The following is a 24,369-nucleotide window of genomic DNA, read 5'->3' as shown; positions in this document are numbered from 1 at the left end:
CAAAAGTCAGCCGCCGCCACGGAAACGCCACATTGGGACGCATCCATAACCGCGATAAGCATACAGCCCGCCTGACAGATCACGAAATTCCCGGATCGCACCTTTCCCGCCCACGGAGGTCACGGCCAGGGGCCCGGAGGCGGTTTCGCGATTAGGTTTTCCGCGCCCCGGCTTGTAGGGTTGTCCCTTGCTGTTGTCGAAAGTATTCGTTTACGCCCCGTCAGCCGGCTATTCGGCAGCGCCCCGAACATCTCACCTCACACTAATCGTTCGGAGTGGCGTTGCCCTGGTGTCCTCTCAACACCTCCTCATAGCCGCGTTTACTGGGCGGCAAGGAGAAAGAAGCACCCATGTCGGCTATTTGCCAGGTCACGGGACGCAAGCCGGAATTCGGCAAGACCGTCTCGCACTCGCACCGCCGCCACTCGCGCCGTTGGAACCCCAACATTCAGCGCAAGCGGTACTACCTGCCCTCTGAGGGCCGCACCATCACCCTGAACGTGTCCGTCAAGGGCATGAAGGTCATCGACCGCGACGGCATCGAGTCCGTCGTGGCCAAGATCCGCGCACGTGGGGAGAAGATCTAACCATGGCACGTAACGATATTCGTCCCATCATCAAGCTGAAGTCTACGGCTGGCACCGGCTACACCTATGTCACCCGCAAGAACAAGCGCAACAACCCGGACCGCATCTCCATGATGAAGTACGACCCGGTTGTCCGTAAGCACGTCGAATTCCGCGAGGAGCGATAATCTATGGCTAAGAAGTCAAAGATCGCCAAGAACGAGCAGCGCAAGGAGATCGTCGCCCGTTACGCGGAGCGTCGCGCCGAGCTCAAGGCAATCATCAAGAACCCGAACACCTCTGACGAGGACCGTCTGGACGCACAGTTCGAGCTGAACCGTCAGCCGCGCGACGCCTCCGCCGTCCGCGTCCGTAACCGTGACGCCCATGACGGCCGTCCCCGCGGTTACCTCCGCAAGTTCGGTCTGTCCCGTGTCCGTATGCGCGAGATGGCTCACCGTGGTGAGCTGCCTGGCGTTCGTAAGTCCAGCTGGTAAGGAGTCTGCATCACATGAAGCGCACCAACCACCGCAAGCCGCGGATCGATCAGACCCGTCGCCCGAAGAAGAACCCGCTCAAGGCCGAGGGCATTGAGAAGGTGGACTACAAGGACGTCAAGACCCTTCGTCTGTTCATCTCCGACCGTCACAAGATTCGCTCCCGTCGCGTCACCGGTCTGACGCCGCAGCAGCAGCGCCAGGTCGCCACTGCCGTGAAGAACGCTCGCGAAATGGCTCTCCTGCCGTTCACTGCCCGCTAAGTCGGTTGCACGGACGCCAACAGCGCCTCGATGCCGCACGCGTGTGAGGCACGAACGGCTGAGAGACTACGAGTCCCGCCACTGCCCGCTTCCCCACTGATGTGGAAGCGGGCAGTGGTCTTTTCCCGCACCCGCGGGTATCCCCCGTCTGTCAATCGACTAATAGTTTTCAGCGCCCGCGGGGAGTAACATCGGCTGGACCGTTATTTGAGGAGGGACTTGTATGGCTGGAAATGTGGGGCGCCCACGAAAGCAGAGCCCGCGCCGATCAGGCGCGACGGCCCGCGAGGAGATTCTCGACGCGTCCGCCGAGCTTTTCACCACCAACGGCTTCGGGCAGACGTCCACCCACCAGATCGCGGACGCGGTCGGCATCCGCCAGGCCTCCCTGTACTACCACTTCCCCTCCAAGGCGGAAATCTTCCTCACCCTCCTGAAATCCACCGTGGAGCCTTCGCTGCGGTTGGCCGAGCACCTCGACGCCTCCGCCGCCGAGCCCTCCGAAAAACTGTGGGCGCTGGTGGCCGCCGAGGCCCGCCTGTTGCTGTCGACCCGCTGGAACGTGGGCCGGCTCTACCAGCTGCCGGTGGCCAACTCCGAGGAATTCGCCGACTACCACCGGGCCCGCCGGAAGCTGGAGGGATATTTCCACAAGCTGGCCGTCGAGGTCGTGGGCCCCGACGATCCGCGGACGGAGCTGCCTTTCCACATCGCGCTGACCGCAGTGGAGATGCGGGCCAACGACGGGACCGTTCCCGCCCCCATCGTCGACGACGCGCTGCCCTCGACCGCGGTCATGCTCGCGGACGCGGTGCTCAACGTCCTGCAGGCGCCGCTGCCCAAGCAGCGCACGGAAATGATGCTGGCACTGGTCCAGGGCACGGATCCGTCCGCGCCCGTCGAACTCGGGGCGTAGGCCGCGCCAGGGACAGACTCCGCCCCGGGGCCGGGTCAGGCCGTCCGCCGCAGCCGGATATAGAACTCGTAGGTGTCCTTCGGCGTGGCGAAATGCACCGCGGTGTCGCCCGGGACGAGCAGGATGCAGTCGCCGGGATTGAGCTCCAGCCCCCCGGTCTTGTCCTTGGAGACGGAGGCCGAGAGGAACCGGCCCTCATTCTTGAGGGCCCAGCCGGCCCCGGTGTTCAGTACCGTGAGGAAGTGGCGGTGCACGTGGGTGTCGGATTCACCGATGACGAAGTCTGCGAGGCGCCCGATCGTCGCCTGACGGTGAGCGGGCGAGAGCAGCATTTCCTGCCCGCCCCGGTCGTCGAGGAGGACGGTGCCCCCGCCGTTTTCCCATACCGACTGCATTTCCATGCTCCTACCCTCCGCGGCAACCATCCCATAAAAAAGTGCGATCTATTTGACAAGCCGGTAGCTTAGTCGACGAGTCCCCCCGGGAACATACGAACCCGCCCGCGCCGTCGACCGGCGGCGCGGGCGGGTTGGTTCCCGGTTGCGATCGGGGAGTTAGTGGGCGAAGTGACGGGCGCCGGTGAGGTACATGGTCACGCCTGCGGCGTTGGCGGCCTCGATGACCTCGTCATCGCGGATGGAGCCACCCGGCTGGACGACGGCGGTGATCCCGGCGTCGGCAAGCACCTGGAACCCGTCGGCGAAGGGGAAGAAGGCGTCGGAGGCGGCGACGGCGCCCTGGGTGCGGTTGGCGCCCTCCGCCAGGGTGTTGGCGCGCTCGACGGCGAGCTTCGCGGAGTCGACGCGGTTGACCTGGCCCATGCCGACGCCGACGGTGGCGCCCTTGTCGGCGATGAGGATGGCGTTGGACTTGACGCAGCGGATGGCATTCCAGGCGAACTGGAGGTCGGCGAGGACCTCCTTGGACACGGCCTCGCCGGCGGCGAGAGTCCAGTTGGCGGCGTCGTCGCCCTCGGCCTGCAGGGCGTCGTTCTCCTGGACGAGGACGCCGCCGGAGATCTTGCGGTACTCGTAACCGTCGCGGATCGGCGCCTCGGCGGTGAGGATGCGCAGGTTCTTCTTGGTCTTGAGGAGCTCCAGGGCGTCATCGGCGAAGGAGGGCGCGATGATGACCTCGGTGAAGATGTCCTTGACCGTCTCGGCCATCCCGAGGGTGACCTCGCGGTTGGCGGCGATGACGCCGCCGTAGGCGGACAACGGGTCGCAGGCGTGGGCCAGCGCGTGGGCCTCGGCGATGGACTCGTCGGAGACGGCGATACCGCAGGGGTTGGCGTGCTTGATGATGGCCACGGCCGGGCGCTCGTGGTCCCAGGCGGCGCGCCAGGCGGCGTCGGCGTCCTGGTAGTTGTTGTAGCTCATCTCCTTGCCGTGGTGCTGGACCGCATTGGCCAGTCCCGGCACGCCCGCATCGGCGTAGAGCGCGGCGGCCTGGTGCGGGTTCTCGCCGTAGCGCAGGGTGTTCTTGAGCTGGTGGGTCTCACCGATCCACTCCGGGAAGTCGGCACCGGCGCCGGCCGATGCCTGCTCGCCGAGCCAGGTGGCGACGGCGACGTCGTAGGAGGCGGTGTGGCGGAAGGCCTCGAGGGCGAGCTCGGTGCGCTGTGCGCGGGTGAAGCCGTCGTTCTTGAGCGCCTCGGCGACGTCGCCATAACGCTCCGGGGAGGTGACGATGGCCACGGAGGGGTGGTTCTTGGCGGCGGCACGCACCATCGACGGGCCGCCGATGTCGATCTGCTCGACGCACTCGTCGAAGGAGGCGCCCGAGGCGACCGTCTCGGAGAACGGGTAGAGGTTCACGACGACCAGCTGGAACGGCTCGACGCCGAGCTCATCGAGCTGGGCGAGGTGATCATCCTTGCGGGTGTCGGCCAGGATGCCGGCGTGGACCTTCGGGTGGAGGGTCTTGACGCGCCCCTCGAGGCACTCCGGGAAGCCCGTGAGCTCCTCGACCTGGGTCACGGCGACGCCGGCGTCGGCGATCTTCTGTGCGGTGGAACCGGTGGAGACGATCTCCACGCCGGCCTCGCCGAGCGCCTTCGCCAGCTCGTCCAGGCCGGTCTTGTCGTACACGCTGATCAGCGCGCGCTTGATGGTCTTGCGGTCGTCACTCATGGATGAATTGAACCTTCCCTGTCGCAGAGGAGTTGGTGGTGTCGGGGCGGGCGGTGCGCAGGACGGACACGATCAGTGCTCGTTCCACCTGTTTGATGCGTTCGTGCAGCGTGTCCTCGGTGTCGTCCGGCAGGACGTCGATGGCCTTCTGCGCGATGATCTCACCGGTGTCAACGCCGGCGTCGATGTAGTGGACTGTCGAGCCGGTGACCTTCACGCCGTAGTCGAGGGCATCCCGCACCGCGTGGGCCCCGGGAAAAGCCGGCAGCAGCGCCGGATGGGTGTTGATGGTGCGTCCACCGAATCGTTCGAGGAACGCGGAACCGAGGATCTTCATGAATCCCGCGGAAACGACGAGGTCCGGCTCCGAGGCCGCGACCGTGTCAGCTAGCGTGACGTTCCAGGCGTCGCGGTCCGGGCCCAGCGCCACGACATCTGTGCCGATGCCGTTCGCCCGCGCCCGCTCGAGTGCCGCGCACTCCACGTCGGAGATCACCCGGACGACGCGATAGGACGAATCCTGGTTATCCAGAATGGACTGCAGCAGGGTACCCGTCCCGGAGACGAGTACGGTGACCGCGAGGGGCTGGCTTGTCGGTGCGGTGGAAGTCACGCCCGCAAGTGTAGTCCTTCGCACACCCCGTCCTAATCCGCCGCCGGCCGGGGCACAGGCTAGGCGTCCTTGGTCGGCGCCCCGTCGGCCGCCGCCGGGTCCTCTTCGGGCGGGTCCGCCCGCTTGTCGACGCCGGCCTTCTCCCCTTCCTCCGGCTGCGGCGCCTCGGCGTCGGCCTCCGTCGGCCCCGGTTCTTCCGCGGGCACCTCCTCGGATTCTTGTCCTGTCTTTTCTTCGGCGACATCGGCGGTGACGTCGCCCGCGGCTTCTGCAGGCGGCGCGGACTCCTCCGGCTCCGGGTCCGAGTCCACGTTCCCTGCCGCCGCAGTCTCGTCCGGCGCCCCGTCCGCCGGTTCGGTGTCGCCCGGCTCGACGTCCTCCTCCGGGGCGTCGTCGGCCGTCCCCTCCCCTGCCTCCGCCTGCTCCGCGCGTCGGCTCCGCCGAGCCGTCAGCGCAAGAGCGCCGGCGGTCGCGACTCCGATGGCGCCGAGCCACACGGCGGCCAGCACCGTCGTCAGTGGAAGGGAGGCGCCGGTGGCGCCGTACCAGCCGAGTTCCCCCCCGCCAAGGAAGGTCGCGGTCGCCGCGATCAGCGCCGCGCCCCCGGCGGCGCCGAGCGCGCGGGTGACGTCCGGCCGGGCCGTGACCATGACCCAGGAGGCGACGCCGGCGGTGATGAGCAGCAGGACCGGCGCCCAGGGGGCGACCCCGCCCGGGATAGCCGCCGCGATCGGCAGCGGCGGCAGCGGCACCAGATGAATGCTGAACAGGGAGGCGCTGGCGTCACCGATGTGGAATTCCGAACCCAGCAGGACCGCCCCCGCCGCGATGATCGCGTTCGGAAGATAGGCGAGGCTGAGGGCGACGAGGGCGGCCATCCCCGAGGTCGACAGGTCCGGGAATTCCGCGAGCAGACCCGCCTGCCGCGACCAGCCGAAGGCGAGCAGGGCAAGAAGGAGCAGCAGCGCCGCCACCGACAGCCGGAAGAAGAAGCGCCAGGCGTCGCGCGCACCGTCGACAAGCGCGGGCGGGACGGAGTAGTGGCGCGCCACCGCCCGCCACAGTCGCTGCCCCATGCCGATGACCAGCGCGGTCACATGGACGACCACGGTGCGCAGTAGCGCTTCCCACAGCGGCGGGGCCTCAACGGGGTAGACCTTGGCGGCGTCCCACACCATGAGCCAGGCCGCGCCGGTGATCAGCGACGGGATGAGGATGACGCACAGCAGCAGGACCGCGAGGTCGATCATGCTCACCCGCGCGCGGATGGCCCGCCGGATCCGGTAGCTGAGGAGACCGATCAACCCGATGGCGGGCAGCATCGGCAGGAACGATACGGTCACGCCCTCGATGACCACGGGGGCGAGCGTCACCACCAGCCACATCTCGCCCACGGCGAGCGGGAAGTAGGCCAGAGGGGTGGCGCTCAGCATCAGCCCGCCGAGGGCCAGCACGAGAATGGTCAGCACGATGACGGCCTCGGGAATTCCGACGACCGGGGCGAAGCGGCGGAGGCGGCCGGCCAGGCTGGTCGGCCGCACCGCCCCTTCCCGCGGGTCGGCGGCGCCCTTCCCGGCCCGGGCCGTCCGTGGTGCCGTCGCACCCCGGCCGGTGAGCCGTGACGCCGAGGTCGCACGCGCCGTCGAGGGGCCCCGGGACCGCGAATTCCGGGCGGGGCGCGACTGGGGGCTGGTCTTCTTACTCATCGCCTAACACTGTGCCACGCCGGTGTGAGTCCGCGGGGACGGCACGTCGGGGGCAGGGATACGTCACATTTTTAAAGCGGGGAAACATGCCCACACGCTGGGACGTAACGATTCGGGTACGGGAATCGATAATCACCCTCCGACCGTTCGGTTGCTCCACCGGAATTGAGACGCTATTGTGACTTTTCGTAGATCACGGGATGGTCACAAAAGTCTGACAGCAGACTGGCAAGATTGCTCCGGCAATCACGACCTCAGGCAGAGAAACGAAAGAAGAATACAAGTGCGACAGAACGCTCAGCGGTCCCGTGGAGGGAAGCACCGCAAGGTAACCACCTCGCAGACCTCCAAGGGGCGCGTAGCCCTCGTCGCGATCGCCGCCGGCGCCGCCTCCTCCGCCAGCGTCGGAGGCGCCACCGCCGCCCAGCTGCAGGCCGACAACGCCGAGGAAACCGCCGCCCCGGTCGCCGAGTACGCCTTTGCCGCCAATGCCGTCGCCATCCCCCCCGTCGAGGAGGCTCCCGCCGTCGGCTCCTCCGCCCTCGGGGAGCTCTCCCCGCAGATCCTCCCGATCGCCGAGTACAAGCCCGTCACCGGTCTGGAGACCCAGCTCGACAAGGCCATCAAGGCCGCCGAGGAGCGCGCCGCCGCCGACATCGCCGCCCGCGCCCCGTCCGTGGCCCGCCCGGCCGAGGGCGTCTTCACCTCCGGCTTCGGCATGCGGTGGGGAAGCCTGCACGCCGGCATCGACATCGCCAACGCCGTCGGCACCCCGATCCTGGCGATCATGGACGGCACCGTCATCAACTCCGGCCCGGCCTCCGGCTACGGCAACTGGATCCGCATCCAGCACGACGACGGCTCCATCTCCGTCTACGGACACATGGTCTCCCTCAACGTCGGCGTCGGCGAGCGCGTCCACGCCGGCCAGAACATCGCCGGCATGGGCAACGAGGGCTTCTCCACCGGTTCCCACCTGCACTTCGAGATTCACCCGGCCGGCATGGGCGCGGTCGACCCGGTCGCCTGGTTCGCCGAGCGCGGGGTCGCCATCTCCTAAGCCGCCCTCTTCTCACGTCGGCCCCCGCGGACTTGTCCGCGGGGGCCGTTTCGCCGTTTTCCGGACCCGCCCGCCCGGCGCTGGCCCAGAAGTCGCCCGGGCCCGCGTGTCGGACACGTCCCCGCATCGAACCACCCCCGCCCCCTACACCCGCCAGGAAACGGTTGCCCGATTCGCCGGGCGATTCAGGCCGCGGTCACCGCACCTGCGCCGACACGGCGGACATCGAACAGGCGTGCGCCCTATCCGGGCACGTCACCCGTCGTTTTCACATTGCCCGCTCCTGCCCCAGAAGGTACATTGTGACTCGTTCGCCACTTGTGACACTTCTGTTACTACGCGAGGACTCCGTACGCGCGACTCCCCAGGGACCGCTCCCGTGTCAGCCCCTGGCCGACGCGGCCGACGAAAGAACGAGGACATGCACTCCACCTCACGCCGATTCCGCCGCCCGCTGCGCACCGCACTGATCACGACCATGGTCTCCCTCTCCCTGGGCGCCACGTCCGTGCTGGCGGCCCCGGCCGGGGCGCTGCAGTTCGACGTCAACGGAGCGCAGTTCTCGCTGAATTCGGACCCGGCGTCCCTGGCCGCCTCGGCGACGGAGATCGTCAGCAGCCTGCAGGCGGCGAACTCGGCCGCCAGCGCCATCACCGGTTACGGCGCCGAGATCTCCCTGGAGGACGCCCAGAGTGACACCACCCCGATCGGCGCCACCACCCCGGCCGACGAGAACGGCAACATCACTTTCATCGTGTACGACCCCCGCACGCTCGGCGACGAGCCGTTCGGCACCGAGTTCACCGGCCAGGAGCCGATCCTCGAGGCACTGGACAAGCCCGCCGACGTCGGTGAGACCGCCGACGGGCGCACCGTGGTGTTCCCGACCAAGGGCAGCTTCACCTCCGGCTACGGCCAGCGTGGCAACGCTATCCACAACGGTATCGACGTCGCCAACCCCATCGGCACGCCGATCAAGGCCGCCATGGACGGCACCGTCGTCAACGCGGGCCCCGCCCAGGGCTACGGGAACTGGGTCGTCGTCGAGCACGACAACGGCGAGAAGTCGGTCTACGGCCACATGGCCACCTACTTCGTCGGCGTCGGCCAACGGGTCTCGGCGGGCGAGACCATCGCGCTGATGGGCAACGAGGGCCGATCCACCGGACCGCACCTGCACTTCGAGATCTGGCCGGACGGTTCCACCCCCGTGGACCCGGTCAGGTGGTTCGCCGACCAGGGCATCTCCGTCCACGCGGCGCGCCAATAACCCACACTCTCCACGCCCTCTGAGCGGGCGTGGCGCACTGACGGCCGGTCGAGGCGGCTTGGGGAAGACGTCTCGGCTGGTCGTCAGTCATTTTCCCTGGTTTGGCGGGAATTTCCGGAGTACCTTGGCAGGTAAGTCACTCACCCGCCCCGGGAATCCCGGGCCAGAGCCGGAGGCGCTGATGCCATGCCAGTGAAACACTCGTTGCTGGCGCTGCTGGGCGAGGCCCCCAACTCAGCCGATGGGCTGCGGACCCGTTTCACCGAACTCACCGAGGGCGTCTGGCCCCTCAGCGCCGAGCAGATCGCCCGGGCCCTCTCCCGCCTCGAGCGCGACGGTCTCATCGAGACCGCGGGCGGGGCAGGTCGTGACGCCGTCCGCTACCGGCCGACCGCCGCCGGCCGCGCGGACACGGACCGCTGGTTCAGCACGGCCGTCGTTCGCCGCCTCGACGAGCACGATGAGCTCGTCATGAAGATTTCCCTTTCCACCGCCGGCGGGTTCGACCTCACCGCGCTTCTCGACGCCCAACGCCACGCCGCCCTGGAACGACTGCGCGCGGTCACCCACCTCTCCCGGCGTCTCCCCGCCTTCCCCGCCGTCAGTCGGCTGCAGTCCGAGCGACGGATCCTCGACCTGGAGGCCGAGATCCGCTTCCTCGACAGGGTGGAGGCCCTCCATCGAGAAGAGCGCAGTCCGTGAGCGCGCGACTTCCACTGCAACTGGAGGGGGTCACCTGCGTCTTCGGCGTCGGCGCCCGCCAGGTCACGGCACTCGACGGGGTGAGCCTGGCGCTGCGCCCGGGTGAGCTCGTCGCCGTCATGGGTCCCTCCGGTTCCGGTAAGTCGACCCTGCTCAACGTCGCCGGACTGCTGCAGCGCCCCTCCTCGGGCCGCGTGCTCGTCGACGGCCGGAGTGCCTCGGGGTTCTCCCGAGCCGCCGCCGCTGAGCTCCGCCGACGCCACATCGGCATCGTCTTCCAGCGCTTCAACCTCATCGACACCCTCACCGTCGCGGAGAACGTCGCACTGCCGCTGGAGCTCGACGGTGCCTCCCGAGTCCAGTGCCGTGCCGCCGCCGCGCGGGCCCTCGCCGAGGTTGGCCTCGACGGCGTGGGTGAGCGCTTCCCCGAGGAGATTTCGGGCGGCCAGGCGCAGCGCGTCGCGATCGCCCGGGCGCTGGTCGGCGAGCGCAGACTGCTGCTCGCCGATGAGCCCACCGGTGCACTGGACACCACGACTGGTGACGAAATCCTCCGGCTCTTGCGTTCCCGCGTCGACGCCGGCGCCTCGGCGCTGCTGGTCACCCATGAACCGCGTTTCGCGGGCTGGGCGGACCGGGTCGTGTTCGTCCGCGACGGCCGGCTCACCGGAGAGGAGGAGTCGCGGCGATGAGCTCCCTGGCCGCCGCCGTTCGCCCCACCCGGCGCGACGCCATCCGCCACCCGCAGCGCATCCTGGTGGCCGTTCTGCTCATCGCGCTGCCTGTCGCCGTGCTGTCCTTCCAGTGGCTGTGGACCGATTCCGCTCAGTTCTCCACCCGGGTCCCCGGCTCCCAGGCCACCGTCAGCGTCGACTACGCGGCCTGTGTCGAGCCGGAAAGACCCGGCGGGGCCTTCCGCCGACCGGTCGACTGCCCCAGCGGGGAGGACGTTGCGGCGGCCCTGCCGTCGCAGTTCGAGTCCCATTTCTTCGTCGACCACCTCTACGGGATGGTCAGCGGCCGAAACTTCACCGCCGACGTGAGCGCCGTCCAACTGCCGACCGAGGCGCTGCCGGAGGATTTCTCCCCGCCGGTCGGGCACGCGCCGGGCCCAGGCGAAGTGATGGTGCCGACCCGGCTGCGGCGCGAATACGGGGTGACTGTCGGGGACCCGGTGAGGATCATGCTCGGCCAGGAGCCGATCGAGCTCACCGTCAGCGGTTTCACCCCCGGTGAGACGGCGCTGGCGACCGGAACGACGCTGGTGGCTCCGGAGGAGGACCCCGCCGTCGTGGGCGGGATCATGCAGTGGCAGATCTCCGGACCCCGCCCGCTGACTGAGGAGGACGCCCGCCGATTGGAGGAGGCCGGGTTCACCGTCCAGTCGGCGCAGCTGCCGGGCCGGCGTTCCCCGGACCCGTCCTACCTGGGGTCCATGTCCCCTGGTCAGCTGCTCTCCTTCACCGCCGGGCGGGTGTCCGTCCTCCTGATCGGGCTGTTCATCCTGGTGCTGATCATGTCCCCGGTGTTCACCATCGCGGCCGCCCGCCAGACCCGCAATTACGCGCTGATGCGGGCGCAGGGCGCGGCCCCGAAGCACATCTGGTGGGCGGTCCTCGCCTACGGGGCCATCGCCGGGGTGCTCGGGGCCACCACCGGCGTCGTGCTCGGGGCCGGCGCCGCGGCGATCACCTGGCGGGTCGTCTTCACCGGGTGGCCCTTCACTGTTCTGTGGGCCACGCTGGCGATGCTGTGGGTGGTCACCGTCGGAATCTCCGTCCTGTCCGCGTCGCTGCCCGCCGACCGGGTCGAGCGGTCCACCGCCGCAGCCGGCATGTCGGGGGCGGAGACCGACCGGATCACCGGGTGGCGGAAGACGATGGCCACCGGTCCGGTGGTGCTGGTGACGGTGGCGGTGGGCTGGCTGGTGGCGCGGGTGGTCGCGCGCGCCGTTGTCGGCAGCGACGACCGCCTCATCTATTTCCCTTTCTTCAATCCCGCGTATCCGGTGCTTGTCCTGATCATCGTCGTGGCATTGGCCGCGAGCGTGCCCGCGGTCCTGCTGCTGGTGTCCCGGCTGACCGACCGTGCCGGCCTGGCCTGGCGGATGGCGGGGCGGGACGCCCGGCGGCGGGCGTTGACGTCGACGGCGGCGATCGCGGCGATCGTCGTCGTAGTCTTCCTCGCCAGCGCGAGTCTGGTGACCTTGCGCACCATGGAGGCGCGCACACGGGCGGAGGCGGAGAGCGTCCACCCCCTCAATCTCGTCACCGTCCAGCACCTCCCCATGGGCCGCCCCTACGACGGGAAGCCGAGCGTGGCGACGGAGGCGGGGCTGAACAGGGCGATGGACTCCCTCGCGTCTAGCGTGCCCACGTCGACGGTCGTGGCCATCGAGGAGGTCGTGTTCGGCGAGCCGGCCACCGCCGGCGACGTCGCACCCGGTTACGGACAGGGGGCGTACTTCGAGGACCAGAGCGTCTGCCGGGACCGGTACCCGGGCCCAGGCGGCGACAGCACCCGCAGGCTCCTCGACGATCCCGAGCTCTCCGCCACGTGCCTGGCCTACCTGCGCTCGTACACGGCGCACTCCCCGCTCGCGATGAGCGGCGGCCCCCTGGTGGCCTCGGAGAGGCTGCTCGACCTATTCACGTGGTCGGATCCCCGAGCCCACGCCCTGGCGGTGGCGGCCCTCAATCGCCCGGCGGTCATCGTCAGCAGGGATCACGAAAGTCTCGGCTCGCCTCGGCCGCTGAAGGTGGTCCGCTCTGTCGGAGAAAGTAGCGAGGGGCCGGAGGAGGAGACGACGCTGCTCACCGACGTCGCCGTGGTCCCGGCCCTCCCGGAGGGCTACAACGGCCCGATGCTGATCACTGCCCCGCTGGTGGCGCAGTTCGGGGCGCAGACCCGGCTCTCGGGCTTCGCGGCCCTGACCACCGAGACCCCGAGCTCCGCCGAACGTGACAGGGCGCAGCGGGCGGTGAGCGTCGGCGACCCGAACTACTCGCTGTTCTTCAACACCCAGTCCTCCGCGCCGCGGGCCTTCTACTGGCAGGTCGCGGGGATCCTGGCGCTCGGCGCCTTCGCGATCGTCTCGTTGATATCCGCCCTGGGATCCGTCCGGGATCGGCGACGTTACGACCAGCTGGCCGCCCTGGGCGCGGCCCCGGGAACGGCGGCGAGGATCGCTGCGGCCTCCGCCTGGTTGCTGGCCTTCGTCGGCGCCGGCACCGGGCTGCTCGCCGGCCACCTGGCCGCGGTGGCGATGCTGCGGACCCCGGTGTCGACCGTCAACGGCGATCTCGTCCTGCGCGGCGATTTCGTCTACCTCCGGGTGGAATGGGCGGAAGTCGTGGCGCTGTTGCTGGTCGTTCCCCTGCTCGCCGGCGCGTTCTTCGCCCTCCTGCACCTGCGCAGCGGCCGGGCGGAGAACGTCGCCCAGCGTGATGACTAGAGCTTCTCCATCGGCACGCCACCGATAAGCATCAGCCGGACCGTGCCGGAGGAACCGAAGTCGATGGTGACGGTGGCGCGTGCACCGCTGCCGTCGGAGGCGACGACCTTGCCCAGCCCGTACTTGGCGTGGTTGACGCGGTCGCCGACGGCCAGCTGCAGGTCGCTGTTCTTGGCGGCGGCCCGGGGCATCTGGCGGTCCCGCCGCTGCGGGGAGCTGGTGCGCTGGGATCCCACGGCACGGTTGCGGGGTGTCGCCCCCGAGCCCCACGCCCCGGAACCGCCGGCGGAGCCCCAGCCTCCGCCGTAGGAGGCGGTGGGCTCCTCGCGGCGCCAGTCGAGGAGATCCTCCGGGATCTCGCCGAGGAAGCGGGAGGCCGGGTTGGTGACCGGGTTGCCCCAGGAGGAGCGCAGCATCGCGCGGGTGAGGTAGAGCTGTTCGCGGGCGCGGGTGATGCCGACGTAGGCCAGCCGGCGTTCCTCGGACAACTCGTCCGGATCCCCCAGCGCACGCAGGTGCGGGAACTGCCCGTCCTCCCACCCGGTGACGAAGACGACCGGGAACTCCAGCCCCTTGGCGGTGTGCAGGGTCATCAGCGTGACCACGCCGGACTCGTTGTCGGGGATCTGGTCGGCGTCGGCCACCAGCGAGACGCGCTCAAGGAAGGCCTCCAGCGAACCCGGCGCGGCTTCACCGTCGGCGAGCTCGAATTCGCCGCCGTCCATCTCCGCGTACGCGATCTGGTTGGCGGCCTCGGAGGAGAATTCCCGGGCGACGGAGACCAGCTCATTGAGGTTGTCCAGACGGGCGCCGTCCTGCGGGTCGTTGGAGTTCTCCAGCTCCGCCTTGTAACCGGTGACGTCGAGGACCCGGGAGATGAGTTCGCCGAGGTCGGGTTGGCCGGTGACCTCGTTGCGGATGCCCTCGGCCAGCTCGCGCAGCTCATCCATCATGGTGACGAAGCCGCGGATGGCGTTGGCGGCGCGGGTGGCGAGCATGTCGACCCGGCCGTCGGCGGCGTCGACCAGCGCCTTGCCGTAGCTGACGCCGTTGTTGTCGGCGTGCAGCGCGACCGCGCCCTGGGCCTTGTCCCCGATGGCGCGGCGCGGGGTGTTGATGATGCGGCGCAGGCTGACGGTGTCATCCGGGTTCGCCAGCACGCGCAGGTAGGCGATGACGTCACGGATTTCCTTGCGTTCGTAGAAGCGGGTGCCGCCGACGACCTTGTAGGGGATGCCGGAGCGCATGAACACCTCCTCCAGCGGGCGGGAGGCGTTGTTGGTGCGGTACATCACGGCAATGTCGGAGTAGTGGCGGCCCTTGTCCGTCAGCGCGTCGATCTCTGCGGCGATGAAGCGGGCCTCGTCGTGCTCGTTGTCGGCGACGTAGCCGATGATCGGCTCCCCGGTGCCGTGGTCGGTCCACAGGTTCTTCTCGCGGCGGCCCTCGTTCTGGGCGATGACGGCGTTGGCCGCCGACAGGATGTTCTGGGTGGAGCGGTAGTTCTGCTCCAGCAGGATGGTGCGGGCCTGCGGGTAATCGCGCTCGAACTCCTGGATGTTGCGGATGGTCGCCCCGCGGAAGGCGTAGATCGACTGGTCCGAGTCACCCACCACGGCCAGCTCCGGGGCGTCCGGCCCGTCGCCGACCAGGGAAGCGACCAGCATGTACTGGGCGTGGTTGGTGTCCTGGTACTCATCGATGAGCACGTGGCGGAAACGGCGGCGGTAGTGGTCGACGACCTGCGGGTGCTGCTGGAAAATGCGCACGACCTCGCCGATGAGGTCGTCGAAGTCCACGGCGTTGGCGGCGCGCAGACGCCTCTGGTACTCGGCGTAGACCTCGGCGATGGTCGTCTCGAAGGGGTTCCTGGTCTGGTGCGCCTCCGCCAGCGCCTGCTCGGGGCCGATGAGCTCATTCTTGTGGTTGGAGATGTTGTTGGCCAGGACCCGGGCGGTGAACTTCTTCATGTCGAGGCTCATGTCCTTGCCGATCATCGTCAGCAACCGCCGCTGATCGTCCCCGTCGTAGATGGTGAAGTTCGTGTTCAGCCCCGGCACCAGCTGCGCCTGCTGGCGCAGGATCCGCACGCAGATGGAGTGGAAGGTGGCCACCCACATGCGCTCGGCGACCGGCCCAATGAGCCCGGTGATGCGCTCCTTCATTTCAGCGGCGGCCTTGTTGGTGAAGGTGATGGCCAGTATCTGCCAGGGCGCGACGCCGCGTTCCTGCATGAGGAAGGCAATGCGGCGGGTGAGGACGGCGGTCTTGCCGGAACCGGCGCCGGCGACGATCAGCAGCGGGGACCCGATGTGCTCTACGGCGGCGGCCTGCGCCTCGTTGAGTCCGTCAGTCAACGAAGGTGCCGCGGGGCGCCCGGCACCGGAGGAGAAGGGGGAAGAGTAATCCATGATGGCTACCAACCTACTACCCGCCCCCGACACCACGGCAGCCCCGCGGTCGCGGGGCGTGGCAGAATGGACCGCATGACCGACGCCGAGCAGAACCCCAACACCATCCGCGACGTCCACGAGGAAGCAGACCCAAGGGAACCCCGCGTCGTGGACGCGTTTGAGGTCCGCACGCCGACCGGCACCGATGATCCCCTCTCCGACGCCGAGATCCAGGAGTACCGCCAGGAGATCGACCGTCTGGACCGCATCATCCTTGACGCGGTGAAGCGCCGCACGACGGTGTCCCAGGCCATCGGCAAAACCCGCATGGGCTCGGGCGGCACCCGTCTGGTGCACACCCGCGAGGTCGCCATCATCAACCAGTTCCGCGACGAGCTCGGCGACGAGGGTCCGACCCTGGCCAACGTGCTGCTTCGCCTGGGTCGCGGGCGTCTGGGGTAGCGCCGTGGAGCAGTACATCACCAAGTTCGTCGCTCATCCGGAAAAGCTCGCCGACGCCGAGGCGCTGTACGCCGAGCGGATCGCACGCATTGACCCGGCCCTGGCCCGGGTGGTGCACGTCGACCGCCGCGCCCAGCCCAGTGACGACGCCTTCACCCTCTGGGAGCTGCGTGACGTCGCCGTCTACGAGGAGATCGAGCGGGTCCGGGATCTGGAGCTGTTCCAGATCAGCTGCATACTCGAGGTCGACCCCGCCCTGGGCGACGAGCAGGACGACGCCCTCATGGAGCGGATGCTTTTCGCCGAGGCCGACGAGGCCGACCCCTTCCCCGCCAACCTCGAGCGGGTGCCCGCCTCGGAAGTGTGGGCCTCGCTGGATCCCATCCCGGCCGACGTCGAGGAGCAGCTCCCGCCGACCCTGACCGAGGGCACCTGGCTGGTGACCACCTATGCGCTGGTGTCACAGGACGCGGACCCGGCGACGGAGGTGGAGGCGTTGACGAAGAACCTCCGGGTGCTCCACTACGGGGAGATCTCCGAGGTCGATCCGCGTGACTCCGTCTTCACGCAGGTTTTCGGGCCGATGGTGCTGCGCCAGTCGGAGCTGCTGCTCGAGGGCGCCTCGCGCCACGTGGATTATCCGCTGGGCCGGCGGCGGCTGCGGCAGGCCAGCGTCGTCAAGCATGCGGGCGCGCCGCTGACGCTGAGTGGAACTGACGAACGCCCGGCGGTCTTCACCGCCGAGCGTCTGACCTAGCATCCCGGATTCCTGCCCGAATCGCGCACACGTGTGCGCATTGCCGTCCGGGCGGGCGGAAAAGCCACCGACCCGGGCGGGTGCTACTGCTCGGTGGAGTCCAGGACGACCTCGAACTCCATCAGCTCCGCCTTGTCCGAGACCGGCTTGCGCGGGGCGTCGCCGTCCTTCTGGGCGTGGGCGCCCTGACCCTGACCCTGCCACCAGGCGTCGTAGGACTCCTGGTCGGCCCAGCGGGTGACGACGAAGTAGCGCTCCTCGCCCTTGACCGGGCGCAGCAGCTGGAAGCCCTCGAAACCGGGCTGGGCGTCGATGGCGTGCTTGCGGGCCTGGAAGCGCTCCTCCAGGGTGGTGCCGGCGCCCTCGGGAACGGTGATGGCGTTGATCTTGACGATGCTCATGCCGGCCAGCCTAGCCAGAAGTGACGCGGGGAGGGCGAAATCTCCAGCGTGACACGGCACACGATGACGCGGTTTTTACTACATTTGTAATCAGAGGATTACCGTTGGTGATCTCAATTACGGAACGTTCCCCTGTCACAAGGAGCCACAGCCAATGCCGGACATCACCGCCACCCAGGAATGGAAGACACTCTCGGACCTCTTCGCGGCCAAGAAGGACGTCTCTCTGCGCCAGCTCTTCGCTGACGACTCCTGCCGCGCCTCCAGCTACACCTTCGACGCCGCCGGCCTGCACGTCGACCTCTCCAAGAACCTGGTGGACGACGAGATCGTCGACGCCCTCGTGGCCCTGGCCGAGAAGGCCGGCCTGGACGAGGCCACCGAGGCGATGTTCACCGGCGGGCACATCAACAACACCGAGGACCGCGCGGTCCTCCACACCGCGCTGCGCCTGCCGGTCGAGGACGATCTCGTCGTCGACGGCCAGGACGTCGCCGCCGACGTGCACGAGGTCCTCGGCCGCATGCGCGACTTCGCCTCCGCGCTGCGCTCCGGCGAGTGGCTGGGACACTCCGGCCGCACCATCAAGAAGGTCGTCAACATCGGCATCGGCGGCTCCGACCTCGGCCCGGCCATGGCCACCCGCGCCCTGCGCACCTACGCCACCGCCGGTATCACCGCGGAGTTCGTCTCCAACGTCGACCCGGCCGACATGACCGCCGTCCTCGACACGCTCAACCCGGAGTCGACCCTGTTCATCGTCTCCTCCAAGACCTTCACCACCCAGGAGACCCTCTCCAACGCCCACGCCGCCAAGCGCTGGCTGCTGGAGAAGTTCGGCGGCGACGAGGCCGCCGTGGCCAAGCACTTCGTCGCGGTGTCCACCAACGCGGAGAAGGTCGCCGAGTTCGGTATCGACACCAAGAACATGTTCGGGTTCTGGGAGTGGGTCGGCGGCCGCTACTCCGTCGACGCCGCAGTCGGGCTCTCGCTGATGTCGGTCATCGGCCCGCAGGACTTCATGCGTTTCCTCCAGGGCTTCCACGAGATGGACGTCCACTTCCGCACCGCCGACCTCCACGAGAACGTCCCGGTCCTGATGGCGCTGCTCAACGTCTGGTACAACAATTTCCACGGTGCCCAGACCCACGCCGTGCTCCCCTACTCCCAGGATCTGGGCCGCTTCCCGGCCTACCTGCAGCAGCTGACCATGGAATCCAACGGCAAGTCCGTGCGCCACGACGGCTCGCAGGTCACCTACGACACGGGCCAGATCTACTGGGGCGAGCCGGGCACCAACGGCCAGCACGCCTTCTACCAGTTGATGCACCAGGGCACGAAGATGGTGCCCGCCGACTTCATCGGTTTCGCCGCCCCCAAGCAGGACCTGCCGACCGCCTCCGGGGAGGGCTCCATGCACGACCTGCTGATGGGCAACTTCTTCGCGCAGACCAAGGTCCTGGCCTTCGGCAAGACCCTCGAGGAGATCACCGCCGAAGGCGTCTCCGAGGAGCTCGCCCCGCACAAGGTCATGCCCGGCAACCGCCCGACCACCACCATCCTGGCAAAGGAGCTGACCCCGCACGCGCTCGGCGCGCTGATCGCCCTCTACGAGCACATCGTCTTCACCGAGGGCGTCATCTGGGACGTCAACTCCTTCGACCAGTGGGGCGTGGAGCTGGGCAAGCAGCAGGCCAACGATCTGGCCGCCGCCGTCTCCGGCGAGGCCCCGGCCGACACCGGTGACTCCTCCACCGACGAGCTCATCGGCTGGTACCGCGCCCACCGCTAAGCACGCCGAGCGCCCCGTGACCTCCTCCGGGTCGCGGGGCTTTCGCGTGCCCGGCCGACACCCGTCGAAGGCGTCGGGTCCCAGGCCACGGGCGAACAGTTCTGTGCTGTCAAAGGCCGAGGGCTGATATCCCGCTCGCCGACGTCGGCTGCTACATCCTGACCATCGGCTCCCACCCGGCGGGGACGCGGCCGGTGGCGACGATGCGCCGGCCGAAGGGGAAGCAGGTTACCGGGATCATGCGGATGTTGGCGAGGGCCAGCGGGATGCCGACGACGGTGACTGCCTGGGCGGCGGCGGTGGTGACGTGACCGATGGCCAGCCACAGTCCGGCGACGAGAAACCAGATGACATTGCCGACCACCGAGAACCCGCCGGTGCCGCCGACCGGCTGGACGACGGAGCGGCCGAAGGGCCAGAAGGCGAAGCTGGCCATGCGGAAGCTGGCGACCCCGGCGGGGATGGTGACGACAAGCAGGCAGGCGAGGAGCCCAAAGAGGAAATAGCCGATCGCCAGAAGCCAGCCGCCGAACACGACCCAAATGACGTTGAGGAGGAGATTCATGGCCCCGAGATTAACGGACAATCCCGTCGCGCCCGGCTGCCCCGGTTGCCGGGGATAACAACGCCCAGTCAACTGGCAGTGGATTCCACGCCTGTCGAATAGGCCCCGGGTGGGAAAGTACGGCAAAATGTCCCCCAGACTTCACGGGTCCTCCCCTCCCCTCGGGACAGGGCACCCGTCCCCGGAAAGATCGAAAGGTTCGTCGCATGGATGCCATTGTCAATTGGGTCGTCTCCCTGATGGAATTGATGGGAGCGCCCGGCGTCGGCATCGCGATCCTGCTGGAGAACCTCTTCCCGCCCATCCCCTCCGAGGTCGTCCTGCCCCTGGCGGGCTTCACCATCACCCAGGGCAGCCTGAGCTTCTGGCCCACCTACATCTGGGCAACGATCGGCGCCTGGGTCGGCGCGCTGCTGCTCTACTGGGTCGGTGCGGCGGTCGGTGCCGCGCGACTGCGCCGCATCGCCGACTGGATGTGGCTGGTCGAGGGTGAGGATGTGGACCGGGCGCTGAGCTGGTTCGACAAGTACGGCCCGGCCTCCGTGTTCTTCGGCCGCCTCGTCCCCGGCGTGCGTTCGCTGATCTCCATCCCGGCGGGCATCGACCGCATGAACGTCGTGAAGTTCTCGGCGTGGACCCTGCTGGGATCCGGTATCTGGAACGCCATCCTCATCGGTCTGGGCATGTGGCTCGGCGACGCCTGGGACCAGGTCGCCGTCTACGTCGACCAGTACTCCACGGTGGTCTACATCCTCCTCGCGCTCATCCTCGTCCTCGTCTTCGGCTGGCTGATCCGCCGTGAGATCACCAACAAGCGGGCCCGGGCGGCCGCCGACCAGGGCACCACGACCGTCATCGAGGAGAAGCCCTACCGTTAACCTCCTGAAGCACCCGGGCCCCGCACAGCTGTGCGGGGCCCGTTGCGTTTCCGCTTAGGCCGGCTGGCAGTGCGGGCACCACCAGATGACCCGTTCCAGGTCCTCGCCGCCGCCGAGAAAGTCCTTCTCGATCAGCGTCCCGCAGCGTCGGCACGGGCGGCGGTTGCGTCCGAAGACATAGGCGTTCTCACCGGCCCGACGCACCCCGGTGGTCACGCGGATGGGCGAGTTCCGGTTGGCCCACATGATGCGCCGGGAGATGGCCAGAATCTCGTCGACGTCGGTGTCACGCACCGGCCGCGCCGGGTGGACGCCGGCGAGGAAGCAGATCTCGGCTCGATACTCGTTGCCGACGCCGGCGAGGTTCTTCTGGTCCAGCAGGGCGCGGCCGATCTCCCGGTCGGGCCGGGCGAGGATCCGGCTCCTGGCCTCCGCGCGACCCGCGGTCTCCCAGTCCCCGGCGAGAATGTCCGGGCCGAGATAGCCGATCCTCTCCTGGTACTCCCGGGCCCGGAAAACCTCGACGAGTCCGAGCTCGTGGCCGACGACCTCGATGGGACGCGGGTGCGGCGCCCCCTCCAGCCGCAGGACGACTCGGGCGGTGTGGCCGGGTTTGCGCCAGCGGTCACCCGCCAGGTGCATCGCCCAGGTGCCCTCCATCTTCAGGTGCGTGTGGAGGACGGCGTCACCGAACTGCATGAACAGGTGCTTGCCGTAGGGCCACACGGCTTCGCAGACGGCGCCGTCGAAACGCACCGTCGCCACGCTCGGCACCCGCAGAGAGGTGTGCAGGACCTCGCGGCCGGTCATGAACTGGAGCCGGTTGGCCAGCTGCAGGACGGAATCACCTTCGGGCATGGGCGTCGGTCCAGTTCGCGGATGACCCGGTCGGCGGCGTCGCGGGCCGCCTGGCGGTCTCCGTCCGTGGTGCGGGGCGCACGCGAACGACGGGGCCGGCCACCCGGCTCGTACCCGCGACGACCCAGTGGATGAGACAACGCCCGGCGGTAGCAGTCATAGAGAGCGAGTGTAACCGGGCGCCGTCAATTTTCTGACTACAGCAGGTCCTGCACCGAGGGATCCGCCAGCGCCAGCACCGCCTCCCTGGCTTCGGCGGCGGTGTCGGCGTCGAGGGCCGCGGCCGCCATCGCCTGGCAGGTGGCCAGGTCATGCAGGCTCAGCGCCGCGCGCACGGCCGGGATCTTGCCCGCGGCCATCGACAGGGAATGCACGCCCAGACCGACCAGGACCAGGGCCAGCAGCGGGTCGCCGCCGGCCTCACCGCAGACTCCGACCGGGGCGTCGGTGGCCGCGCCGCCGCGGCAGGTGGCCCGGACCAGTTCGAGCAGGGCCGGCTGCCAGGCGTCGAGAAGTGGGGCCAGCGCCCCCTGCATGCGGTCGGCGGCCATCGTGTACTGGGCCAGGTCGTTGGTGCCGATGGAGGCGAAGTCGACCTCCCGCAGAACGCGGTCGGCGCGCAGGGCCGCGGCCGGAACCTCGACCATGACGCCGACCTTCGGCAGCCCGCGGGCGCGGACCTGCCCGGCGAACCAGCGGGCCTCCTCGACGGTGGCGACCATGGGGGCCATGACCTGCAGGTCGGCCCGGCGCCCGGTGGCCTCCCACGCGGCAGCGAGGGCGTCGAGCTGGCTGTCCATGAGCTCCTGGCGTTCCATGGTCAGGCGCAGGCCGCGGATGCCGAGGGCGGGGTTGTCCTCGTCGTGGTGCTGGGCGAAGGGCAGCTGCTTGTCGGCGCCGGCGTCGAGGGTGCGCACGACGACCTTGCCGGCGCCGAAGCTGTCCAGGACCCGGGAGTAGATGCGGGTCTGCTCCTCGACGGTCGGGGCGGTGATCGTGTCCAGGAAGACGAACTCGGTGCGGAACAGACCCGTGCCCTCGGCGTCGGTGGTGGCCGCGTGGGCGGCGTCCTCAGCGGAACCGATGTTGACCAGCAGCTGGACGTGACGTCCGTCGGCGGTCGCGCCCCGGCCGGTGGCCCGGGCGATGACCTCGTCGCGGCGGCGCTGGCGCTCCACCAGCTGCTCGATATCGGCATCGACCGGGTTGATGATGACCCGTCCCGCGCCGCCGTCGATGGCGACGCGGGTGCCCGGGGCGATGCCGAGCGCGCCCTGGACGCGGACGACGGCGGGAATGCCGAGCTGGGCGGCGAGAATCGCGGTGTGGCTGGTGGCCCCGCCGGCGGAGGTGACGATGCCGGCGACCTTGGCCGGGTCCAGCTGGGCGGTCTCGGCCGGGGCGAGGTCGGCGGCGACGATGATGGTCGGTTCCTCGAGCCGCGGCACACCCGGCATGGGTAGTCCGCGCAGCTGGCTGATGGTGCGGTCGCGCACGTCGTAGAGGTCGGTGACGCGCTCGGCCATGTAGCCGCCGAGGCCCGCCAGCAGGCCGGCGTACTGCTCGGCCGCGTCGTGGACGGCCTGGGTGACGCCGCTGCCCGTCTTGAGTTTCTTGGTGACGGTCTTGAGCAGGCCCTTGTCCTTGGCCATCTGTGCGGTGGCCTCGAGCACCTGGCGGCCGGTGTCGTTGGCCTCGGCGGCGCGGGCGAGCAGATCGTCGGAGACGGCCTGCATGGCCGCGCGCACCCGCTCGGCGTCGGCGACCGGGTCGGTTGACTTCGGTTCGGTGGGGTCGACGCCCGGGGCGGCCTGGATGCGGGCGACCGGGGCGGTGGCCACGCCGACGGAGACGCCGATGCCGGTCAGTTCCTCATGGATGGACATGAATGCCTTACTCCTTGTCCAGGTCGCGCTCGAGCATGGCGGCGAGCTCGTCGAGGGCGGCAGCCGCGGAATCGTCCTCGCAGGAGAGGGTGACGACATCACCGTGCTTGGCGCCCAGGGTCATGACCTCGAGGACGGAGTCGGCGTCGACCTCCTCGTCGCCGAAGCTGAGGAGAATCTCGAGGCCGGTGTCCTCGACCGCCTGAACGAAGAGGGAGGCCGGGCGGGCGTGCAGGCCGACGGAGGAGCCGATGGTGGCGGTGCGGGAAATCATGGTGGTGTCCTTTCGGGAGGGGGTGTCGGTGTTTTCCGGGGTCGGTGACGTCTGGACCGCGCGGGCGGCCGAGACGATGCGTCCGACGTGGAGGGTCAGGTAGGAGACTTCGTCGTCGTTGAGGGTCGCCCCCAGGCGCAGCTCGAGCACGGCGGCCAGGCGGCGGGCGGTGCGGAAGGCCTCCGGGTGCGCCCGGCGGATGGCGGCGCCGATCTCGGAGTGGCCGTCCTCGAGCTGCTCGTGCTGGCGAATGCGGACGAAGAGGTAGCGCAGGTGGGTGATGAATCGCCCGACGCTGACGCCCGAGGGGTCGAGGGTGACGCCGAAGTCGGCCTCCACGGTGCTGATCAGCTGATGGAGTACGCCGGTCATGGTGTAGGTGAAGGAGAGGTCCCCGCTGGAGAAGCCGGCGTTGACCAGGTGCAGCGTCAGGGCCACCGCCTCATGGTCCGGGAGGACCTCGTGGGCGTTGGCGACGAGGCGGCTGTTGATGTACTCGAGCATCACCTGCGCCTGCAGATACTCGTCGGTGTAGAGGGTGCGGACTTCGGCGAGCAGGGGGTATTCGATGTGCTCGTCGCGGCCGGCGCGCTGGACGGCGAAGTGGACGTGGTCGGCCAGCGCCATGATCAGCGTGGGGCTGGACAGGGCGGTGGCGCCGAGGCCGGCCCGGGCCACCGCGTTGGTGACCAGTTCGACGTATTCGATCGGGATACCGGCGATGAGCTCGGCCAGGTGGTCCGGGTCGCGGCCGTCGGTGGGCACGAAGGTGCGCACCACCTTCGACTCGTCGACGGCGTCCCCCGGCCGGGCCTGGAATCCGAGGCCGCGCCCGGTGAGGATGACCTCGCCGCGGCGGTCCTGGGCCAGGACGACGTTGTTGTTGAACACCCGGAGTATCTGTGTGCCGCTCATCGCCGGCCT

The 24,369-nt window shown here is 69.0% G+C and carries 24 protein-coding genes; 14 read left to right on the top strand and 10 right to left on the bottom strand.

The window, feature by feature from the left end:
* Nucleotides 1-350: 350 nt before the first annotated feature.
* The 5 genes from rpmB (at nucleotide 351) to CGUA_RS04085 (ending at nucleotide 2,242) form a co-directional block, all read left to right on the top strand.
* Nucleotides 351-587, top strand: coding sequence for a 50S ribosomal protein L28 (gene rpmB / locus CGUA_RS04105; RefSeq protein WP_290197822.1), 237 nt, complete (start codon nucleotides 351-353; stop codon nucleotides 585-587).
* 2 nt (nucleotides 588-589) lie between these two features.
* The gene (rpmG, locus tag CGUA_RS04100; RefSeq protein WP_290197821.1) at nucleotides 590-754 is read left to right on the top strand and encodes a 50S ribosomal protein L33; all 165 of its coding nucleotides are present in this window, start codon (nucleotides 590-592) and stop codon (nucleotides 752-754) included.
* A 3-nt stretch (nucleotides 755-757) separates the two neighbouring features.
* The gene (rpsN, locus tag CGUA_RS04095) at nucleotides 758-1,063 is read left to right on the top strand and encodes a 30S ribosomal protein S14 (RefSeq protein WP_290197820.1); all 306 of its coding nucleotides are present in this window, start codon (nucleotides 758-760) and stop codon (nucleotides 1,061-1,063) included.
* 14 nt (nucleotides 1,064-1,077) lie between these two features.
* Nucleotides 1,078-1,326, top strand: coding sequence for a 30S ribosomal protein S18 (gene rpsR, locus CGUA_RS04090; RefSeq protein WP_290197819.1), 249 nt, complete (start codon nucleotides 1,078-1,080; stop codon nucleotides 1,324-1,326).
* A gap of 223 nt (nucleotides 1,327-1,549) precedes the next feature.
* Nucleotides 1,550-2,242, top strand: a complete 693-nt coding sequence (locus CGUA_RS04085) for a TetR/AcrR family transcriptional regulator (protein ID WP_290197818.1) — start codon at nucleotides 1,550-1,552, stop codon at nucleotides 2,240-2,242.
* Between the two features lie 35 nt (nucleotides 2,243-2,277).
* Here CGUA_RS04085 and CGUA_RS04080 read toward each other — a convergent pair whose 3' ends face one another.
* The 4 genes from CGUA_RS04080 to CGUA_RS04065 form a co-directional block, all read right to left on the bottom strand.
* Nucleotides 2,278-2,643, bottom strand: coding sequence for a hypothetical protein (locus tag CGUA_RS04080; protein ID WP_290197817.1), 366 nt, complete (start codon nucleotides 2,641-2,643; stop codon nucleotides 2,278-2,280).
* Nucleotides 2,644-2,796: 153 nt separating this feature from the next.
* Nucleotides 2,797-4,374 carry a bifunctional phosphoribosylaminoimidazolecarboxamide formyltransferase/IMP cyclohydrolase gene (gene purH / locus CGUA_RS04075; protein ID WP_290197816.1) on the bottom strand — a complete coding sequence of 526 codons (1,578 nt, stop codon included), beginning with the start codon at nucleotides 4,372-4,374 and terminating at the stop codon, nucleotides 2,797-2,799.
* The gene (gene purN / locus CGUA_RS04070; RefSeq protein WP_290197815.1) at nucleotides 4,367-4,987 is read right to left on the bottom strand and encodes a phosphoribosylglycinamide formyltransferase; all 621 of its coding nucleotides are present in this window, start codon (nucleotides 4,985-4,987) and stop codon (nucleotides 4,367-4,369) included. Before purN ends, purH begins: the two co-directional genes overlap by 8 nt.
* A gap of 59 nt (nucleotides 4,988-5,046) precedes the next feature.
* The gene (locus CGUA_RS04065) at nucleotides 5,047-6,693 is read right to left on the bottom strand and encodes a cell division protein PerM (protein ID WP_290197814.1); all 1,647 of its coding nucleotides are present in this window, start codon (nucleotides 6,691-6,693) and stop codon (nucleotides 5,047-5,049) included.
* A 283-nt stretch (nucleotides 6,694-6,976) separates the two neighbouring features.
* Here CGUA_RS04065 and CGUA_RS04060 point away from each other — a divergent pair, with 283 nt between their 5' ends.
* From CGUA_RS04060 to CGUA_RS04040, 5 genes are all read left to right on the top strand, one after another.
* Entirely contained in the window at nucleotides 6,977-7,753 is a 777-nt protein-coding gene (locus tag CGUA_RS04060) for a M23 family metallopeptidase (RefSeq protein WP_290197813.1), read from the top strand.
* A gap of 421 nt (nucleotides 7,754-8,174) precedes the next feature.
* A complete protein-coding gene (locus CGUA_RS04055) occupies nucleotides 8,175-9,023 on the top strand; it encodes a M23 family metallopeptidase (RefSeq protein ID WP_290197812.1) in 849 nt (282 codons plus the stop codon).
* 186 nt (nucleotides 9,024-9,209) lie between these two features.
* Nucleotides 9,210-9,725: a PadR family transcriptional regulator gene (locus CGUA_RS04050; RefSeq protein ID WP_290197811.1), complete on the top strand. Its 516-nt coding sequence runs from the start codon at nucleotides 9,210-9,212 to the stop codon at nucleotides 9,723-9,725.
* On the top strand, nucleotides 9,722-10,417 hold the full coding sequence (locus tag CGUA_RS04045; protein WP_290197810.1) for an ABC transporter ATP-binding protein: 696 nt from the start codon (nucleotides 9,722-9,724) through the stop codon (nucleotides 10,415-10,417). The genes CGUA_RS04050 and CGUA_RS04045 overlap by 4 nt, the downstream gene beginning before the upstream one ends.
* The gene (locus tag CGUA_RS04040; protein WP_290197809.1) at nucleotides 10,414-13,179 is read left to right on the top strand and encodes an ABC transporter permease; all 2,766 of its coding nucleotides are present in this window, start codon (nucleotides 10,414-10,416) and stop codon (nucleotides 13,177-13,179) included. The genes CGUA_RS04045 and CGUA_RS04040 overlap by 4 nt, the downstream gene beginning before the upstream one ends.
* On the opposite strand, the gene pcrA is transcribed toward CGUA_RS04040, so the two are convergent.
* Nucleotides 13,176-15,590 (bottom strand): DNA helicase PcrA, encoded by a 2,415-nt coding sequence (gene pcrA / locus CGUA_RS04035; protein ID WP_290197808.1) that lies wholly within the window; start codon nucleotides 15,588-15,590, stop codon nucleotides 13,176-13,178. The two genes, CGUA_RS04040 and pcrA, sit on opposite strands and share 4 nt — an antisense overlap.
* A 150-nt stretch (nucleotides 15,591-15,740) precedes the next feature.
* On the opposite strand from pcrA, the gene CGUA_RS04030 reads away from it, so the two are divergent.
* A complete protein-coding gene (locus tag CGUA_RS04030) occupies nucleotides 15,741-16,034 on the top strand; it encodes a chorismate mutase (protein WP_290198309.1) in 294 nt (97 codons plus the stop codon).
* Nucleotides 16,035-16,038: 4 nt separating this feature from the next.
* Nucleotides 16,039-16,791, top strand: a complete 753-nt coding sequence (locus CGUA_RS04025; RefSeq protein WP_290197807.1) for a hypothetical protein — start codon at nucleotides 16,039-16,041, stop codon at nucleotides 16,789-16,791.
* 83 nt (nucleotides 16,792-16,874) lie between these two features.
* Here CGUA_RS04025 and CGUA_RS04020 read toward each other — a convergent pair whose 3' ends face one another.
* On the bottom strand, nucleotides 16,875-17,192 hold the full coding sequence (locus tag CGUA_RS04020) for an antibiotic biosynthesis monooxygenase family protein (RefSeq protein ID WP_290197806.1): 318 nt from the start codon (nucleotides 17,190-17,192) through the stop codon (nucleotides 16,875-16,877).
* Between the two features lie 154 nt (nucleotides 17,193-17,346).
* On the opposite strand from CGUA_RS04020, the gene pgi reads away from it, so the two are divergent.
* Complete coding sequence (pgi, locus tag CGUA_RS04015) at nucleotides 17,347-18,984, top strand: glucose-6-phosphate isomerase (RefSeq protein ID WP_290197805.1); 1,638 nt, start codon at nucleotides 17,347-17,349, stop codon at nucleotides 18,982-18,984.
* Nucleotides 18,985-19,135: 151 nt separating this feature from the next.
* On the opposite strand, the gene CGUA_RS04010 is transcribed toward pgi, so the two are convergent.
* On the bottom strand, nucleotides 19,136-19,549 hold the full coding sequence (locus CGUA_RS04010; protein WP_290197804.1) for a YccF domain-containing protein: 414 nt from the start codon (nucleotides 19,547-19,549) through the stop codon (nucleotides 19,136-19,138).
* A 206-nt stretch (nucleotides 19,550-19,755) separates the two neighbouring features.
* Here CGUA_RS04010 and CGUA_RS04005 point away from each other — a divergent pair, with 206 nt between their 5' ends.
* On the top strand, nucleotides 19,756-20,427 hold the full coding sequence (locus CGUA_RS04005) for a DedA family protein (protein ID WP_290197803.1): 672 nt from the start codon (nucleotides 19,756-19,758) through the stop codon (nucleotides 20,425-20,427).
* A gap of 54 nt (nucleotides 20,428-20,481) precedes the next feature.
* On the opposite strand, the gene CGUA_RS04000 is transcribed toward CGUA_RS04005, so the two are convergent.
* From CGUA_RS04000 to CGUA_RS03985, 3 genes are all read right to left on the bottom strand, one after another.
* On the bottom strand, nucleotides 20,482-21,285 hold the full coding sequence (locus CGUA_RS04000; RefSeq protein WP_290197802.1) for a DNA-formamidopyrimidine glycosylase family protein: 804 nt from the start codon (nucleotides 21,283-21,285) through the stop codon (nucleotides 20,482-20,484).
* Nucleotides 21,286-21,482: 197 nt separating this feature from the next.
* The gene (ptsP, locus tag CGUA_RS03995; protein WP_290197801.1) at nucleotides 21,483-23,171 is read right to left on the bottom strand and encodes a phosphoenolpyruvate--protein phosphotransferase; all 1,689 of its coding nucleotides are present in this window, start codon (nucleotides 23,169-23,171) and stop codon (nucleotides 21,483-21,485) included.
* 7 nt (nucleotides 23,172-23,178) lie between these two features.
* Nucleotides 23,179-24,360 carry an HPr family phosphocarrier protein gene (locus CGUA_RS03985; RefSeq protein ID WP_435383689.1) on the bottom strand — a complete coding sequence of 394 codons (1,182 nt, stop codon included), beginning with the start codon at nucleotides 24,358-24,360 and terminating at the stop codon, nucleotides 23,179-23,181.
* Nucleotides 24,361-24,369: the final 9 nt, after the last annotated feature.

Origin of the sequence: Corynebacterium guangdongense, assembly GCF_030408915.1 — a bacterium.
Taxonomy (GTDB): domain Bacteria; phylum Actinomycetota; class Actinomycetes; order Mycobacteriales; family Mycobacteriaceae; genus Corynebacterium; species Corynebacterium guangdongense.
The sequence above is the reverse complement of the archived record's forward strand: the minus strand, read 5'-3'. Positions and strand labels throughout refer to the sequence as shown.

Coding starts and splice junctions, on each gene's coding strand:
- CGUA_RS04020 (WP_290197806.1), bottom strand. CDS start 17,192: ATGAGCATCGTCAAGATCAACGCCATCACCGTTCCCGAGGGCGCCGGC.
- CGUA_RS04080 (WP_290197817.1), bottom strand. CDS start 2,643: ATGGAAATGCAGTCGGTATGGGAAAACGGCGGGGGCACCGTCCTCCTC.
- purH (WP_290197816.1), bottom strand. CDS start 4,374: ATGAGTGACGACCGCAAGACCATCAAGCGCGCGCTGATCAGCGTGTAC.
- rpmG (WP_290197821.1), top strand. CDS start 590: ATGGCACGTAACGATATTCGTCCCATCATCAAGCTGAAGTCTACGGCT.
- CGUA_RS03985 (WP_435383689.1), bottom strand. CDS start 24,360: ATGAGCGGCACACAGATACTCCGGGTGTTCAACAACAACGTCGTCCTG.
- CGUA_RS04010 (WP_290197804.1), bottom strand. CDS start 19,549: ATGAATCTCCTCCTCAACGTCATTTGGGTCGTGTTCGGCGGCTGGCTT.
- pgi (WP_290197805.1), top strand. CDS start 17,347: ATGCCGGACATCACCGCCACCCAGGAATGGAAGACACTCTCGGACCTC.
- CGUA_RS04040 (WP_290197809.1), top strand. CDS start 10,414: ATGAGCTCCCTGGCCGCCGCCGTTCGCCCCACCCGGCGCGACGCCATC.
- rpsR (WP_290197819.1), top strand. CDS start 1,078: ATGAAGCGCACCAACCACCGCAAGCCGCGGATCGATCAGACCCGTCGC.
- CGUA_RS04065 (WP_290197814.1), bottom strand. CDS start 6,693: ATGAGTAAGAAGACCAGCCCCCAGTCGCGCCCCGCCCGGAATTCGCGG.
- CGUA_RS04050 (WP_290197811.1), top strand. CDS start 9,210: ATGCCAGTGAAACACTCGTTGCTGGCGCTGCTGGGCGAGGCCCCCAAC.
- rpsN (WP_290197820.1), top strand. CDS start 758: ATGGCTAAGAAGTCAAAGATCGCCAAGAACGAGCAGCGCAAGGAGATC.
- rpmB (WP_290197822.1), top strand. CDS start 351: ATGTCGGCTATTTGCCAGGTCACGGGACGCAAGCCGGAATTCGGCAAG.
- ptsP (WP_290197801.1), bottom strand. CDS start 23,171: ATGTCCATCCATGAGGAACTGACCGGCATCGGCGTCTCCGTCGGCGTG.
- CGUA_RS04005 (WP_290197803.1), top strand. CDS start 19,756: ATGGATGCCATTGTCAATTGGGTCGTCTCCCTGATGGAATTGATGGGA.
- pcrA (WP_290197808.1), bottom strand. CDS start 15,590: ATGGATTACTCTTCCCCCTTCTCCTCCGGTGCCGGGCGCCCCGCGGCA.
- CGUA_RS04055 (WP_290197812.1), top strand. CDS start 8,175: ATGCACTCCACCTCACGCCGATTCCGCCGCCCGCTGCGCACCGCACTG.
- CGUA_RS04085 (WP_290197818.1), top strand. CDS start 1,550: ATGGCTGGAAATGTGGGGCGCCCACGAAAGCAGAGCCCGCGCCGATCA.
- CGUA_RS04000 (WP_290197802.1), bottom strand. CDS start 21,285: ATGCCCGAAGGTGATTCCGTCCTGCAGCTGGCCAACCGGCTCCAGTTC.